The 14,932-nt window shown below is 74.0% G+C and carries 13 protein-coding genes; 4 read left to right on the top strand and 9 right to left on the bottom strand.

Translation table 11 applies throughout. The features are described 5' to 3' along the window. Window positions 1–60: 60 nt before the first annotated feature. Window positions 61–1,338, bottom strand: a complete 1,278-nt coding sequence (locus ABD335_RS17575; protein WP_344323961.1) for a sensor histidine kinase — start codon at window positions 1,336–1,338, stop codon at window positions 61–63. A 7-nt stretch (window positions 1,339–1,345) separates the two neighbouring features. Continuing rightward, complete coding sequence (locus ABD335_RS17570) at window positions 1,346–1,999, bottom strand: response regulator transcription factor (protein WP_344323959.1); 654 nt, start codon at window positions 1,997–1,999, stop codon at window positions 1,346–1,348. A 359-nt stretch (window positions 2,000–2,358) separates the two neighbouring features. On the opposite strand from ABD335_RS17570, the gene ABD335_RS17565 reads away from it, so the two are divergent. Then, window positions 2,359–2,538 carry a hypothetical protein gene (locus tag ABD335_RS17565; RefSeq protein WP_031508807.1) on the top strand — a complete coding sequence of 60 codons (180 nt, stop codon included), beginning with the start codon at window positions 2,359–2,361 and terminating at the stop codon, window positions 2,536–2,538. A gap of 75 nt (window positions 2,539–2,613) precedes the next feature. Here the strand turns inward: ABD335_RS17565 and ABD335_RS17560 are convergent, their stop codons facing one another. Further along, complete coding sequence (locus tag ABD335_RS17560) at window positions 2,614–3,417, bottom strand: inositol monophosphatase family protein (protein ID WP_344323956.1); 804 nt, start codon at window positions 3,415–3,417, stop codon at window positions 2,614–2,616. 83 nt (window positions 3,418–3,500) lie between these two features. Continuing rightward, window positions 3,501–4,613 (bottom strand): ferrochelatase, encoded by a 1,113-nt coding sequence (locus ABD335_RS17555; RefSeq protein WP_344323954.1) that lies wholly within the window; start codon window positions 4,611–4,613, stop codon window positions 3,501–3,503. Window positions 4,614–4,768: 155 nt separating this feature from the next. On the opposite strand from ABD335_RS17555, the gene ABD335_RS17550 reads away from it, so the two are divergent. Next, window positions 4,769–6,103 (top strand): D-arabinono-1,4-lactone oxidase, encoded by a 1,335-nt coding sequence (locus ABD335_RS17550; protein WP_344323952.1) that lies wholly within the window; start codon window positions 4,769–4,771, stop codon window positions 6,101–6,103. A 476-nt stretch (window positions 6,104–6,579) separates the two neighbouring features. Further along, a complete protein-coding gene (gene sepH, locus ABD335_RS17545; protein ID WP_344323950.1) occupies window positions 6,580–7,641 on the top strand; it encodes a septation protein SepH in 1,062 nt (353 codons plus the stop codon). A 59-nt stretch (window positions 7,642–7,700) separates the two neighbouring features. Here sepH and ABD335_RS17540 read toward each other — a convergent pair whose 3' ends face one another. Next, window positions 7,701–8,534 (bottom strand): sulfurtransferase, encoded by an 834-nt coding sequence (locus ABD335_RS17540; RefSeq protein WP_344323948.1) that lies wholly within the window; start codon window positions 8,532–8,534, stop codon window positions 7,701–7,703. Between the two features lie 180 nt (window positions 8,535–8,714). Between ABD335_RS17540 and ABD335_RS17535 the strand changes: the two genes are divergently transcribed. Beyond that, window positions 8,715–9,530 carry a VOC family protein gene (locus ABD335_RS17535; protein WP_344323946.1) on the top strand — a complete coding sequence of 272 codons (816 nt, stop codon included), beginning with the start codon at window positions 8,715–8,717 and terminating at the stop codon, window positions 9,528–9,530. A gap of 46 nt (window positions 9,531–9,576) precedes the next feature. On the opposite strand, the gene ABD335_RS17530 is transcribed toward ABD335_RS17535, so the two are convergent. The 4 genes from ABD335_RS17530 to ABD335_RS17515 are packed head-to-tail and all read right to left on the bottom strand — an operon-like array spanning window position 9,577 to window position 14,843. After that, window positions 9,577–10,251, bottom strand: a complete 675-nt coding sequence (locus tag ABD335_RS17530; RefSeq protein WP_344323944.1) for a thymidine kinase — start codon at window positions 10,249–10,251, stop codon at window positions 9,577–9,579. A gap of 56 nt (window positions 10,252–10,307) precedes the next feature. Continuing rightward, window positions 10,308–11,492, bottom strand: coding sequence for an alkaline phosphatase family protein (locus ABD335_RS17525; RefSeq protein ID WP_344323942.1), 1,185 nt, complete (start codon window positions 11,490–11,492; stop codon window positions 10,308–10,310). Beyond that, complete coding sequence (locus ABD335_RS17520) at window positions 11,489–12,085, bottom strand: DUF5998 family protein (RefSeq protein ID WP_344323939.1); 597 nt, start codon at window positions 12,083–12,085, stop codon at window positions 11,489–11,491. The genes ABD335_RS17525 and ABD335_RS17520 overlap by 4 nt, the downstream gene beginning before the upstream one ends. A 28-nt stretch (window positions 12,086–12,113) precedes the next feature. Further along, window positions 12,114–14,843, bottom strand: a complete 2,730-nt coding sequence (locus ABD335_RS17515) for a bifunctional acetate--CoA ligase family protein/GNAT family N-acetyltransferase (protein ID WP_344323937.1) — start codon at window positions 14,841–14,843, stop codon at window positions 12,114–12,116. Between the last annotated feature and the right edge of the window lie 89 nt (window positions 14,844–14,932).

The following is a 14,932-nucleotide window of genomic DNA, read 5'->3' as shown; positions in this document are numbered from 1 at the left end:
GCCCCATATCCACCTCCTGCGAAGGGGCCGATCCGCGGCCCTCCGGCCCTCTCCGGACGGTCAGACCGGCAGGGTGACCCGCACCAGCAGACCGCCGTCCTCGCGCGGTCTGGCGAGCACCATGCCGCCGTGGGCGCGCACCACGGACCGCACGATCGACAGCCCCAAACCCACGCCCTTGTCGCTGCCGGTGCGCTCGGTGCGCAGCCGCCGGAAGGGTTCGAAGAGGTTGTCGATCTCGTACGCCGGGACCATCGGGCCGGTGTTCTCCACCTCCAGCACCGCCTGCCCCGGCCGGACCCGGGTGGTCACCGAGACCCATCCGCCCTCCGGCAGGTTGTACCGCACGGCGTTCTGCACCAGGTTGAGCGCGACGCGTTCCAGCAGCACCCCGTTGCCCTGCACGTACACGGGCTGCCGCGCGCCGCGCAGCTCCACGCCCTTGTCCCGGGCCTCGCCGCGCGCCTGGTCCACGGCCTGGGAGGCGACCTCGGCCAGGTCCACGGGCTTGCGGTCGACGATCTCGTTCTCGCTGCGGGCGAGCAGCAGGAGCCCTTCCACCAACTGCTCGCTGCGCTCGTTCGTGGCCAGCAGGGTCTTGCCGAGCTGGACCAGTTCCGGCGAGGCGTCGGGGTCGGAGAGCTGGACCTCCAGCAGCGTGCGGTTGATCGCCAGCGGGGTGCGCAGCTCGTGGGAGGCGTTGGCGACGAACCGCTGCTGGGCGGTGAACGCCCGGTCCAGCCGGTCCAGCATCCGGTCGAAGGTGTCGGCCAGCTCCTTCAGCTCGTCGTCCGGTCCGTCCAGCTCGATCCGACGGTGCAGGTCGGAGCCCGCGACCTGCTGGGCGGTGCGCGTGATGCGCTCCAGCGGCGAGAGCACCCGGCCCGCCATCACGTAGCCGAAGGCGAAGGCGGCCACCGCCAGGCCCAGCAGCGCCAGCAGGGAGCGCTGCAACAGGACGTCCAGGGCGATCTGCCGCTGGCGCTCCATGCACTGCTGGACGGCGGCGGTCAGCTCCGAGGTGGTCAGGCCCCCGCCGTCCGCCTGGCTCGGGAGCCGGCAGACGGCGTCGGTGGTCTGGTCCCGCACGCCGATGATCTGGAAGGGCAGGTGACTGCCGTCCTTCAGCGCCTGGGCCGCCAGCAGGTAGATGATCGTCAGCAGCACCATCCCGGCGATGAGGAACATCCCGCCGTACAGCAGGGTGAGCCGTATGCGGATGGTGGGCCGCAGCCAGGGGTGGGAGCGCCGGGGCTGGAAGGGGTCCCAGGTGGGCTTGGGCGGCGTCGAGGGGGGCGGGGGCGGTGTGGCGGGGGTGTCGGATGCGCTGGTCGTCATGGGGGGCTCAGATGCGGTATCCGGAGCCGGGCACGGTGACGATCACCGGCGGCTCGCCGAGCTTGCGGCGCAGGGTCATCACGGTGACCCGCACGACGTTGGTGAACGGGTCGGCGTTCTCGTCCCACGCCTTCTCCAGGAGCTGTTCGGCCGAGACCACCGTCCCCTCGCTGCGCATGAGCACCTCCAGCACCGCGAACTCCTTGGGCGCCAGCTGTATCTGGCGGCCGTCGCGGAAGACCTCGCGGCGGTTGGGGTCCAGCCGGATCCCGGCGCGCTCCAGCACGGGCGGCAGGGGCGCGGTCGCGCGGCGGCCGAGCGCCCGCACCCGGGCGACCAGTTCCTTGAAGGCGAAGGGCTTGGGCAGGTAGTCGTCCGCGCCCAGCTCCAGGCCCTCCACGCGGTCGCTGACGTCGCCGGAGGCGGTGAGCATCAGCACCCGGGTGGACAGGCCCAGCTCGACGATCCTGCGGCAGACGTCGTCGCCGTGGACCAGCGGCAGGTCCCGGTCGAGGACCACCACGTCGTAGTCGTTGACCTCGACCCGTTCGAGGGCGGCGGCGCCGTCGTACACCACGTCGACGGCCATGGCCTCCCGACGCAGTCCGGTGGCCACGGCATCGGCCAGCAGCTGCTCGTCCTCGACGACGAGTACGCGCACGGAGTGTCCTTCCTTCGGTCGCGGCGGAGCGGGGGTGGCACGGGGGCGGTCCCGGACACGTCCCCCGGCCGTCGGAGTCGGGGGACACTCTCCATCCTGCCTCCGACGTCGATAAACGGGCCGTAAGCGACTCCCGTCGCAGCCGTTCACCGAATTTTCGTCCCGATTGAGGTTTCTCTGAGGTTTGAGGTGGGGAGGACGACTGCACACCCGCGATCACGCCCTGTAGACGGCAGGTCACGACCCCCTTTCCCGCAGCAGCCGGAGGGATCCGTCGGTCGACCGTTCCGGGGACCGCACCGTGATCGTCCCACCCTCGGCACACCCCCGTGCCAACGACCATGACGAGGGGGCGCACCATGGACGCGTTCACCGCAGGCATTCTGCAGCGCATACGGAACACCGAGTCCGACCTGATCCGCGCTCGCGAGTCGGGCGACGACTTCCTGGTGGACGTCGAGCAGGCGGAGCTCGACGACCTGCGCCGTCTGGCCGCCGAGTACGGAGTGGAGGTGGAGGTCGGCGCCGCCGGCGCCTGACCCGTCACGGAGCCGTACGAGCCGTGCGCGCGGCGCCCCGGGCGAGGCCCGGGGCGCCGTCGCGCGTTCGGCGGTTCAGTCGTGCCAGGCGCCCAGCTCGTCCAGCAGCGGTTGCAGCACGGCGAAGATCCCCGGCGAGGCGGCCACCGTCAGGTCGAAGCCGGGTACCCCGCCGGGCCGGCCGCCGGTGAGCGCGCCCGCCTCGCGGGCGACCAGGTCGCCCGCGGCCACGTCCCACGGGTGCAGCCCGCGCTCGTAGAAGCCGTCCAGCCGGCCGCCGCCGACGTCGCACAGGTCGATGGCGGCCGAACCGGACCGGCGGATGTCGCGGACCTCCGGCAGCAGCTTCCGGGCCACCTCGGCCTGCGCGACGCGGCGCTCGGCGACGTAGTTGAAGCCGGTGCCGATCAGCGCCTCCGCCAGCGGCGGCGAGGGACGGCAGCGCACGCGTTCCCCGTTGCGCCAGGCGCCCCGCCCCAGCACGGCGTGGTACGTCTCGCCGCGCGGCGGGATCTCGACCACGCCGACGACCGTCTCGCCCCGGTACTCGGCGGCGATGGAGACGGCCCAGGCGGGCAGCCCGTAGAGGTAGTTCACCGTGCCGTCGATCGGGTCGACGATCCAGCGCACCCCGCTGGTGCCCTCGACCGACGCCCCCTCCTCCCCCAGGAAGCCGTCCTCGGGGCGGCGTTCGGAGAGGAAGCCGGTGATCAGCCTCTCGGCGGCGAGGTCCATCTCGGTGACGACGTCGACGGGGCTGCTCTTGGTCCCCGCCACCCCCAGGTCGGCGGGGCGGCCGTCGCGCAGCAGCTCGCCCGCCCGGCGGGCGGCCTCCAGGGCGAGGTCGAGCAGTTCGGTCCTGAGCCGGTCGTCGGTCACGTCTCTCCTCGGGTTCTCCGCGTCCCCGTCCCGTCCCTCGCGCCCCCGTCCGCGCGGGACGGGACGGGGTCAGGCGTACGGGGTCAGGCGTACGGGCTGTCGGCGCCCGCGGCGGCGGGCCGGGGCGTGCGGCCCGGGCAGCACCTCACGGGGCACACGTCGTGGCTGGGGCCCAGCGCGCCCAGCGCGCAGCGGCGCGGGCTCTCGCCCCGCTCGGCGGCGGCGCGCTCCACCACCAGTTCCCGCACGGCCGCGGCGAAGCGCGGGTCCGCGCCGACGGTGGCGGACCGCACCACGGGCAGACCCAGCTCCTCCGCCTTGGCCTTCGCCTCGGTGTCCAGGTCGTACAGGACCTCCATGTGGTCCGAGACGAACCCGATCGGGATCATCACCGCGGCCGGCGCCCCGCTCTCGCTCAGGGCCTGGAGGTGGTCGCAGATGTCCGGCTCCAGCCAGGGGATGTGCGGGGCGCCGCTGCGGGACTGGTAGACGAGCTCCCAGGGACGGTCCACGCCGGTCTCCTCGCGCACCGCGTCGGCGATCACCCGGGCCACGTCCAGGTGCTGGGCGACGTACGCGCCGCCCTCGGGGCCGGAGGTCTCGGCCTGCGAGACGGGGATGGAGTGGGTGGTGAAGACCAGATGCGCCCCCTCGCGCACCTCCTCGGGCAGCTCGGCGAGGGAGGCCAGCACCCCGTCGATCACGGGGCGGACGAAACCGGGGTGGTTGAAGTAGTGCCGCAGCTTGTCCACGCGCGGCAACTCCAGCCCCTCCTCCTCCAGGGTGGCCAGCGCGTCGGCCAGGTTCTCCCGGTACTGGCGGCAGCCGGAGTACGAGGCGTAGGCGCTGGTGGCCAGCACCAGGATGCGGCGCCGTCCGTCGCGGACCATCTCGCGCAGGGTGTCGGTCAGGTACGGGGCCCAGTTGCGGTTGCCCCAGTACACCGGCAGGTCCAGACCGTGGGCGGCGAAGTCCTCGCGCAGGACGGCCAGCAGCTCGCGGTTCTGGTCGTTGATCGGGCTGACTCCGCCGAAGAGGTAGTAGTGCTGCCCGACCTCCTCCAGCCTCTCCCGCGGGATCCCCCGCCCGCGGGTGACGTTCTCCAGGAAGGGGACCACGTCGTCGGGCCCCTCCGGTCCTCCGAAGGACAGCAGCAGCAGGGCGTCGTAGGGACGGACATCAAGCGCATCGGGCATGTGTCGATCCTGCCATCCGGTCTCCTTCCGGCCGGTCGGGACCCACCGCCGGACATCCGGCGGTCGCGTGAGTATGATCCCCCCACCGACCGGCCGGGTCCGCCCTCCCGCGCCGGGACGCGAGGCGCGTGGAGCCATGGGGAGGGCCGACACGGATGAGCACCCACACCGCCCGGCGCGGTCGCCGTCCCGCACCGCCGACGTGGCGCAACTGGGCGGGCACCGCCGACGCCCGACCGCTGCGGACCGTGGCCCCCTCCACCACCGAGGCCCTCGCCGAGGCGGTCCGCCGGGCCGCCGAGGACGGGTTGACCGTCAAGGCGGCCGGAACCGGGCACTCGTTCACCGCCGTGGCCGTCACCGACGGGGTGCTGATACGCCCCGACCACCTCACCGGCATACGCCGGATCGACCGCGAGGCCGGGACGGTGACCGTCGCCGCCGGGACGCCGCTGTGGCGGCTCAACGAGGCGCTGGCGGCCGAGGGGCTGTCCCTGACCAACATGGGCGACATCATGGAGCAGACCGTCGCCGGGGCGATCGGCACCGGAACCCACGGCACCGGTCGCGACTCCGGTTCGCTCGCCGCCCAGGTCCGCGAGCTGGAGATGGTCCTGGCGGACGGCTCGGTGCTGCGGTGCTCGCCGGAGGAGAACGCGGACGTCTTCGCCGCGGCCCGGATCGGACTGGGCGCGCTCGGGGTGGTCTCCGAGGTCACCTTCGCCGTGGAGCCGCTGTTCCTGCTGACCGCGCGCGAGGAGCCGATGGCCTTCGACGCGGTACTGGCGGACTTCGACCACCTGGTGCGCGACAACGAGCACTTCGAGTTCTACTGGTTCCCCCACACCGACCGCTGCGTCACCAAGCGCAACAACCGCAGCGCGGGTCCGGCCGACCCGCTGCCGCGCGTGGCCGGCTGGCTGACGGACGAGTTCCTCTCCAACGGCGTCTTCCAGGCCGCCTGTTCGCTGGGGCGGGCCGTGCCGGCGGCCGTGCCGGGCATCGCCCGGGTCGCCGGCCGGGCGCTGTCGTCCCGCACCTACACCGACATCCCCCACCGGGTCTTCACCTCCCCGCGCCGGGTCCGCTTCGTGGAGATGGAGTACGCCCTCCCCCGGGCGGCCGCGGTGGAGGCGCTGCGCGAGCTGCGGGCCGTGATCGACCGCTCGGACCTGCGGGTGAACTTCCCCGTGGAGGTGCGGGTGACGCCCGCCGACGACATCACGCTCTCCACGGCGTCGGGCCGCGATACGGCCTACATCGCGGTGCACATGTACCGGGGCACCCCGTACGAGCGGTACTTCACGGCGGCCGAGCGGATCATGGTCGCGCACCGGGGCCGTCCCCACTGGGGGAAGCTGCACAGCCGCGACGCGGAACACCTCACGGACGTCCACCCCCGTTTCGGGGAGTTCATCGCGCTGCGCGACCGGCTGGACCCGGAACGGAGGTTCGGCAACGACCACCTGCGGCGCGTGCTGGGGGACTGACGGGACGTCCGGGCGGGCCCCGGGGGCTTCCACTCCGCTGCCGTCACCCTCCCTCCCCGTTCGTCCCCCTCCCGGGCCGGATCGCACAGATCTTCCTCTCCCCCCTCGGGGGGCGTTTTCCGGCCGGAACGGTGGTTCGACATCGGTGAGCTATCGGTGGATTCCGTGCGGAACCGCACATCCGTCACCCGCTTTTTACCCCCGCCGTGGTGGCCAACTCCCCCTGGCTGTGAGAACTTGGGCGGCGTGCCGATCCACTGGCATGGTCCCAATGGAGTAGTGTGGCGAGCCCTGGCCTTGGTCCCGGTCGGCCAGTACCACACAGAGTGACCCCCTCGGTCACTGTGCGTGGCCAACAGGCAACCGTGCCACATCGGCGGACCCGGGCGCGGACCCGACACGCCGGGCAAGTCGGCAAGGTTGTGGCAGGCTGCACCCGGGCACGCCACACTCGTCTAGCGGGAGCAGCGACGCACGTGACGTCGGCAGGCACCACCCGGGAGGTTCCCATGCCCGAACTGCGTGTCGTGGCCGTCAGCAACGACGGCACACGGCTGGTGCTCAAGGCTGCCGACAACACGGAGTACACCCTTCCGATCGACGAGCGGCTGCGCGCCGCCGTCCGCAACGACCGTGCCCGGCTGGGGCAGATCGAGATCGAGGTCGAGAGCCACCTCCGCCCCCGCGACATCCAGGCCCGGATAAGGGCCGGGGCCTCGGCCGAGGAGGTCGCCCAGCTCGCCGGCATCCCCGTCGACCGCGTACGGCGGTTCGAGGGGCCGGTGTTGGCCGAGCGCGCGTTCATGGCCGAGCGGGCCCGCAAGACCCCCGTGCGCCGTCCCGGCGAGAGCACCGGTCCGCAGCTCGGCGAGATCGTCTCCGAGCGCCTGGCGCGGCGCGGCGCCGAGAAGGAGACGGTGCAGTGGGACTCCTGGCGCCGGGACGACGGCACCTGGGAGGTGCTGCTCGTCTACCGGGTGGCCGGCGAGCCGCACTCGGCGAGTTGGACGTACGACCCGCCGCGCCGGTTGGTGCAGGCCGTGGACGACGAGGCGCGGGCCCTCATCGGGGAGAGCGACGACACGCCCGAGCCCAGTTTCCCGTTCGTGCCGCGCATCGCCCGGCTGCCGCGCGACCGCTTCGACCGGACGGACCGCTCCGAGATCTCCTCGTCCGAGCCGCCGGAGGCCGTGGGCCAGGACGGCAGGGGCGAGCGGGACTCGCTGACCAGCCTCCTGGAGGCGGTGCCCAGCTTCCGGGGCGATCTGGTCGTGCCGGAGCAGGGGGTCTCCCCCGGCGGCAGGCCCGACGAGCCGGACGAGGAGGCGGAGGCGGTGGAGCCCCCGGCCCCCGCCGCGAGCGCGGGAAGCGCGTACGCCGACGTCCTCATGCCGCGCTCGGTGTCGGGCCACCGCGACCGCCTCACGGGCAGCACCGACCGCCAGGCCGAGGCGGACGGCGTCCGTCCGGGCCGTCGTGCGGCGGTGCCCAGTTGGGACGAGATCGTCTTCGGCACGCGCCGCAAGAAGAAGGAGTGAGCACCGCGTCGGGGCCCCGCGGGCCGGCCGTGCGGCCGCCCGCGGGGCCCCGACGCGTCTCAGCCCGGCTGGGGGCCCGTCGCCACCGGACGGGAGGGGTCGGCGCTCCACTGCGACCAGGAGCCCACGTACAGCGCCGCGTCGATGCCCGCGACGGCCAGCGCGAGGACCTCGTGGGCCGCGGAGACGCCCGAGCCGCAGTAGACGCCGACCTCGGTGTCCGCGTCGATGCCCAACCCGGCGAAACGGGCGGCCAGTTCGGCGGGAGGTCGGAAGGCGCCCCCTTCGACGGTGTTCTCGACGGTCGGGGCCGAGAGCGCCCCGGGGATGTGGCCGGCGACCTTGTCGATCGGTTCCACCTCGCCCCGGTAGCGCTCGGCCGCGCGGGCGTCGAGCAGCACGCCGGTGCGGGCCAGGGCCGCCGCGCCGTCCGCGTCGAGCACCGGCACCGACCCCGGTCGGGGGACGAAGTCGCCCTCGGGCGGGTCGGGGACCTCGCGGGTCAGCGGGCCGTCCCAGGCCGCCAGGCCGCCGTCCAGCACCCGCACGTCCTCGTGGCCGGCCCAGCGCAACAGCCACCAGGCGCGGGCCGCGGCCCAGCCGTGGCCGCTGTCGTAGGTCACCACCGGGCGGTCGTGGGACACCCCGGCCCGGCGCATCGCCGCGCCGAAGACCTCGGGGTCGGGGAGCGGGTGGCGGCCCCTCCCCTCCTCTGCTTCTCCGGCCAGCTCGGTGTCGAGGTCGACGTAGACGGCGCCGGGCAGGTGGCCCGCCTCGTACGCGGGGCGGCCGGGCGGGCCGCCCAGGTCCCAGCGGACGTCGAGCAGCACCGGTCGGGTGGACGGATCGGTGAGTTCCCGCGCGAGTTGGGTAGGGGAGACGATGACTGCCATGGCCGTATCTTCGCGCGGCCGTGCCCTCCGCGTCCCGCTCTCCGCACGGCGTGGCCCCCCGCCGGTGCCCGGACCGCACGGAACGGACGGGGACGGCGGATGAGACCATGGGTACCGACAGTGCGCGGAACGTCACCGAACGACCGCATCGACGACGGTCACGAGGAGAGAAGTGAACAGATGACCGAGGCTGCGACCCGGTGCGCTCCGGGAACCCCCTGCTGGGTGAGCCTGCTGGCCGAGGACCCGGCCGCGAGCCAGGAGTTCTACCACGAGTTGTTCGGCTGGGAGTACCGGCCGGGTCCGGGGCCGGGAGGGACCGGTCCGCACGCCCGTGCCGTGCTCGGCGGGCACGAGGTCGCGTGCATCGGTCAGATGCCGCCCGGCCGGCAGTGCCAGGCCGCCTGGCTGCCCTACCTGGCCGCCGACGACACCGACGCGGCGGCGGATCTGGTCCGCATGTGCGGCGGAACGGTCGGGGTCGGGCCGTTGGACATGGACGGGACCATGCGCGTGGCGATCGCGGCGGACCCGGCCGGAGCCTCCTTCGGGATCCGGCAGACGAACACGCGTCCCGCGGCGCACATGAGCGGCGGTCCGGGCACGGTGGTGTGGAACGAGCTGATCACCCGTCGGACGTCGGACGTCGAGAAGTTCTACCGGACGGTCTTCGGCCTGGAGACCGAGCCCGTCGAGGAGGACGCGTCGGCGCCCGGTCGAGCGGCGGGCGCGGGAGGGGAGTTCGGCTACCTCACCGTGACGGCGGGCGATCGGGTCGTCGGGGGCATCAACGGCATGGGGGCCTCGATGCCGCGCGACCGCGGCTCGCACTGGCTGATGTACGTCGAGGTGGAGGACACCGACACGGTGGCGCGTCGGGTGACCGAGCTGGGCGGACGGGTGCTGACTCCCCCGCAGGACTCGCCCCACGGGCGGCTGGCGCGACTCGCCGACCGCGAGGGCGCGCCCTTCGCGGTGATCCACAGGAGCCGCTGACCTCCGCGGCCGTCACGGCTCGGGCGGGCCCGGCTCCGAAAGGGCCTCAACTCCGGGACGGAACCGGGGCATCCACGTCGTCCACGGGCAGCACGTCCGGGGACAGCGCGCCCGCCCGGGCCGCGGCGGCGGTGAGACGGCGCCTGTGGTGGCGCCGGCACAGCACCTCGTAGCCGACCTCGCCCTCCGCGCCGCCCACGTCCCCCACGACGACCTGGGCGCCCTCGACGACCATCCTCCCGCCGACCGTACGGGCGTTGTGCGTGGCCCGGGCGCCGCACCAGCACAGCGCCTCGACCTGGAGCGACTCGATCCGGTCGGCCAGCTCGATCAACCGCTGCGAGCCGGGGAAGAGCTTCGTCCTGAAGTCGGTGGTGATCCCGAAGGCGAAGACGTCGATGCCCAGGTCGTCGACGACGCAGGCGAGTTGGTCCACCTGCTCGGGCGCCAGGAACTGCGCCTCGTCGGCGATCACGTAGTCCGTGCGGCCGCCCGCCGTCAGGTGCTTCACCAGATGGGCGTGGAAGTCGAACCCCTCGCCCGCCTCGACGGCCTCGGTGACCAGGCCGAGCCGGGAGGACAGCAGCCCCTCCCCCGCCCGGTCGTTGCGCGTGAAGATCATCCCCGACAGGCCGCGCGCCGAACGGTTGTGCTGGATCTGGAGGGCGAGGGTGGACTTCCCGCAGTCCATCGTTCCGGCGAAGAAAACCAGTTCGGGCATGGGGAGTTGGGGACCTTTCGACGGGTCGGCGGTGACGGGCTTCGGGGCGCGCGGCCCTAGGTGCGCACTTCGAGCAGGGGGACCAGTTGCTCGGTGGGCGTCATGGAGCCGTGCATGCCGATCAGTTCGGACTCGCTGGGCTCGCTCTCGGTGGCGACGACCGCGACGCCGTCGCTCATCGCGGCCACCACGTCGCCGATCCGGGCGCGCACCCGGTCGTCGACCCGCGGGCCGAACCAGCCCAGTTCGATCGCCTCGTCCCGGGTCGCCACCCACGCCCGGTCCCCCAGGACCTCGCGCCAGACGGCGTGGACGTCGTCGGCCGCGCCCGGCACGGCGTACAGGTGGCGGGCCCGGCCCTCGCCGCCGAGGCGGGCGACGCCCGCGCGCAGCTCCCAGTCCTCGTCGAAGTCGTACCGCGCCTCGGGGTCGCGGGGGACGTCCACCATGCCGTGGTCGGCGGTGACGTAGAGGACCGAGCGCGGCGGGAGCTGCTCGGCCAGCCGCTGGGCGAGGCGGTCGACGTACATCAGCTGGCCGCGCCAGGCGTCGGAGTCCACGCCGTAGCGGTGGCCGTTGCCGTCGAGTTCGGCGTAGTACGTGTAGACCAGCGTGCGGTCGGCGGCGGCCAGCCGGTCGGCGGCGAAGTCCATCCGCTCCTCGGCGGAGAGCCTGCCGTGGAAGGCCCCGCCGGACAGCGCGATCCGCGTGAGCGGGGTGTGCTCGAAATGCGGCGCCGTGACCTGGCAGGCCGCGACCCCGGCCGCGTCGGCGAGCTGGAAGACGGTGGGGTACGGCTGCCACAGGTACGGGTCGGTCCACGGCTGCCAGCGGAGCTGGTTCATCAGCTCGCCGGTCGCCGGGTCCAGCACGCTGTAGCCGGGCAGCCCGTGGGCCCCGGGGACCTGGCCGGTGCCGACCGAGGCGAGCGAGGTGGCCGTCGTGGAGGGGAAGCCCGCAGTGATCGGCTCCCCGGTGCCGCCGCGGGAGGTGGGCAGCAGCGAGGTCAGGAAGGGCGCCTCGTCGGGGTGGGCCGCCAGCAGCTCCCAGCCCATGCCGTCCACGAGGAAGACACAGGCCCGGTCCGCCGGCTGGAGCTTCAGCCCCGATGTGATCCCCGGCACGCCCTGCCCCGCCACGATGGCGGGGAGCAGGTCGGCCAGGGACGCCTCGCCGTAGCGGGGTACGGGCGCGGTGCGGGGGTCCAGGGGCACCGGGTCGTGCGGGAGGGAGTGGGTCATCGGCGGGCGCCGGCGGTCGCCGCGGTGGCCTCGGAGAGCGCCTGCGCGAAGGCGAGCGCCTGACGGACGGTGTCCGGGCCGTCGCCCGTCTCGCTGACCCGCAGCGAGAGGTCGTCGGCGGTGAGGGAGCCCGTGTAGCCGTGGTCCGCCTCGCAGTTGGGGTCGCCGCAGTTGGCGGGCTCCATGTCGAGGCGGGAGACCGCGCCCCAGCCGATGGTGAGGACGACCTCGCGGGGCAGGGTGCCCGGGGTGTAGGACTCGGGGTTGGCGACGACCCGGCTGAGCACGACGGAGGAGATCCGCTCCAGCTTCACCGACTCGGTGGAGGTCGTGGCGTACGGCGACGGGGAGGTGCCGTCGGCGGGCTGCTCGTCGGTGTGGCTGACGATGAACCGCGTGTCGGTGAGCACCAGCACCGTGACGTGGCGGCGCACCTCGTTGGCGTCGAACGTCGTCTCCTGGTGCACCAGGTACGAGGCCACGGGCTCCCCGCCCACGGCGGACTCGACCGCCTCGGCCACGAGAGCCGGGTAGTAGCCGCTGCGCTCGATCGCCGCGCGCAGCCCCTGGGTCGTCGTACCGGTCTTCGCCATGTCGCCCATCCTACGGTGATCGGGCGGCTCAGTACGCGGGCAGGCGGCGGGGTCCCAGATCGGCCCAGGCGGGGTTGCCCGTGCCGAAGGCCGCGGGGGCGTCGGCGACGCGGATCGCGGCGTCCAGGACGGTCAGGCCGCGGGCGGCGACCACCACCGGCTCCAGGTCGACGGAGACGATCTCGGGATGGTCGTCGACGAGCCGGGAGACGCGCAGCAGCAGTTCCTCCAGGGCGGCGGTGTCCACCGGCTGGGCGCCGCGCCAGCCGAACAGCACGGGCGCGGAGCGGATGGAGCGCACCAGGTCCGCCGCGTCCCGGTCGGTGACGGGGACGAGTCGGTGGGCGGTGTCGCCCAGCAGTTCGGAGGGCGGGCCGGCCAGTCCGAAGGAGAGCACCGCGCCGGTGGCGGGGTCGACGGCGGCCTTCACGACGGTGTCCACGCCGCGGGGCGCCATGGCCTGGACGACGGGCCGCAGTTCCGCGGGCTTGCCGAGCTGCTGGGTCATCTCGGCGTACGCGTGCCGCAGCCCGGCCTTGTCCGTGATGTCCAGCCGTACGCCGCCGAGGTCGGGCCGGTGGCGCAGGTGGGGGGCGGTGGTCTTCAGGGCCACGGGGTAGCCGAGCCGGCGCGCGGCGGCCACGGCGGCGTGCACGTCGGGGGCGGGCAGGGCGCGCTGCACCGCGATGCCGTAGTGCCTCAGCAGCTCGGCCGTCTCCCTGCCGCTCAGCGGCACGCTGTGGCGCGGATCGCGTTCCTTCTCCAGGACGCGGGCGAGCAGGGCGGCGGCCGCCGCCTCGTCGATGTCGTCGTACTCGGGCACCCGGCCGGGCGACTGGGCCCGGCGCCGCCACTTCGCGTAGCGGACGGTCTCCGCCAGGGCGCCCACGGCCCGTTCGGGCGAGGGGTAGGCGGGCAGTCCGCACGCGGCGAGGGCGGCGTCCAGCCCCTCGATGGCCAGGTGGACGACGGCCACCGGTTTGGCGCTGCCGGCGGCGGCCTCGCGCAGCGCACCGGCCAGTTCGGCCGCGCCCCAGCCTCCCCGGGGGTCGTCCACCCAGGGGATCGCGGTGACCACGACGGCGTCGGTGGCCGGGTCCTCCAGCGCCCTGCGCAGGGCCTCCCGGAAGTCCTCGGGCATGGCCTCGGTGGTCAGGTCGGTGACGGGCTGCGGGCGCAGTCCCCGGGCGAGGCAGGCGTCGTAGGTGAGCAGGCACAGCGACTCGGCGTTGCCCAGGACTCCCACGCGCGGGCCCGCCGGCAGCGGCTGGCCGGCCAGCAGGACGCCGGCGTCGACGAGTTCGGTGACCGTGTCGACGCGGATGACCCCGGCCTGCCGCAGCAGCGAGGAGACGGTCGCGTCGGGGGTGCGGCTGACGGGGACGACGTGCCCGGGGGGCGGGGCGCTGGCGTTGTGCCGGGCGCCCTTGACCACCACGATCGGCTTGCGGGCGGCGGTGCGCCGGGCCAGGCGGTTGAACTTGCGCGGGTTGCCGAAGGACTCCAGGTACATCAGGACGACGTCGGTGTCGGGATCGTCGTCCCAGTACTGGAGCACGTCGTTGCCGGAGACGTCGGCGCGGTTCCCGGCGGAGACGAAGGTGGAGACGCCGCCGAGCCCGTGGCCCCGGCGGTGGAGGGCGTCGAGCACGGCGATGCCGATCGCGCCGGACTGGGTGAACAGGCCGATGCGCCCCCGCTCGGGGATCTCGGTCGACAGGGTGGCGTTGAGCCGGACGTCGGGGGCGGTGTTGATCACGCCGAAGGCGTTGGGGCCGATGATCCGCATCCCGTACGAGCGGGCCCGGCGCACCAGTTCGCGCTGTTCGTCGCGGTCGAAGTCGGCGGAGAGGACGACCAGGCCCTGCACGCCGCGCTCGCCGCACTCGGTGACGACGTCGGGCACCCGCTCGGCGGGGACGGCGACGACGGCCAGGTCGACGGGCTCGGGGATCTCGCGCACCGACCGGTGGGCGGGCACCCCCTCGACCTCGGTGGTCTCCGGCGGGAAGGCCCGGTTGACGGCGTAGACGCGGCCGGTGAAGCCCGCCTCGCGCAGGCCGGCCAGGACGGTCCGTCCGGCGCCGCGCGGGGCGCGGCCGACCCCGATGACGGCGACCGACCCGGGAGAGAGCAGCCGCTGCACGGAGCGGGCCTCGGCGCGCTGCTCGCGGGCCCGCATGACGGCCACGGACTGCTCGGTCGGCTCGATCCCGAAGACGAGGTGGACCGTGCCCTCCTCGAAGCTGCGCTTCTGGGAGTAGCCGGCGTCGGTGAAGACCTTGACCATCCTGGTGTTGGCGGGCAGCACCTCGGCGACGAAGCGGCGCACGCCGCGCTCGCGGGCGCAGGCCGCGATGTGCTCCAGCAGGACGGAGCCGACGCCGCGCCCCTGGTGGTCGTCGCGGACGAGGAAGGCGACCTCGGCCTCGTCGGCGGGGAGCGAGGCGGGCCGGCCCGTGCCGTCGATGCGGTCGTAGCGGACGGTCCCGACGAACTCGTCGCCGATGACGGCGGCCAGGGCGACCCGGTCGACGTAGTCGTGGTGGGTGAACCGGCGCACGTCGCGGTCGCTGAGGTGCGGGTAGGGGGCGAAGAAGCGGTAGTACTTCGACTGGTCGGAGACCTGCTCGTAGAACCTGACCAGGCGGTCGGCGTCGTCGGGGGTGATGGGACGGATCCGGGCCGTGCCGCCGTCGCGCAGCACCACGTCGGCCTCCCAGTGGGCGGGGTAGGCAGGCTCGGTCGGCGTCCGCATGGGGTCAGCCTAGTCACCGGCGTTCCGGTTCGCGGCCCCTCCGCGGGGGGACGTTCGGCGGGGCGGCCGGCGGGGCACGGGCGGGGCGC

The sequence above is a fragment of the Streptomyces macrosporus genome (assembly GCF_039533145.1).
GTDB lineage: Bacteria > Actinomycetota > Actinomycetes > Streptomycetales > Streptomycetaceae > Streptomyces > Streptomyces macrosporus.
The sequence above is the reverse complement of the archived record's forward strand: the minus strand, read 5'-3'. Positions and strand labels throughout refer to the sequence as shown.

Excerpts from the sequence above, each read along its gene's own strand:
- ABD335_RS17575 (WP_344323961.1), bottom strand. The coding sequence starts at position 1,338 with ATGACGACCAGCGCATCCGACACCCCCGCCACACCGCCCCCGCCCCCC.
- ABD335_RS17565 (WP_031508807.1), top strand. The coding sequence starts at position 2,359 with ATGGACGCGTTCACCGCAGGCATTCTGCAGCGCATACGGAACACCGAG.
- ABD335_RS17555 (WP_344323954.1), bottom strand. The coding sequence starts at position 4,613 with ATGCCCGATGCGCTTGATGTCCGTCCCTACGACGCCCTGCTGCTGCTG.
- ABD335_RS17550 (WP_344323952.1), top strand. The coding sequence starts at position 4,769 with ATGAGCACCCACACCGCCCGGCGCGGTCGCCGTCCCGCACCGCCGACG.
- ABD335_RS17540 (WP_344323948.1), bottom strand. The coding sequence starts at position 8,534 with ATGGCAGTCATCGTCTCCCCTACCCAACTCGCGCGGGAACTCACCGAT.
- ABD335_RS17535 (WP_344323946.1), top strand. The coding sequence starts at position 8,715 with ATGACCGAGGCTGCGACCCGGTGCGCTCCGGGAACCCCCTGCTGGGTG.
- ABD335_RS17530 (WP_344323944.1), bottom strand. The coding sequence starts at position 10,251 with ATGCCCGAACTGGTTTTCTTCGCCGGAACGATGGACTGCGGGAAGTCC.
- ABD335_RS17525 (WP_344323942.1), bottom strand. The coding sequence starts at position 11,492 with ATGACCCACTCCCTCCCGCACGACCCGGTGCCCCTGGACCCCCGCACC.
- ABD335_RS17520 (WP_344323939.1), bottom strand. The coding sequence starts at position 12,085 with ATGGCGAAGACCGGTACGACGACCCAGGGGCTGCGCGCGGCGATCGAG.
- ABD335_RS17515 (WP_344323937.1), bottom strand. The coding sequence starts at position 14,843 with ATGCGGACGCCGACCGAGCCTGCCTACCCCGCCCACTGGGAGGCCGAC.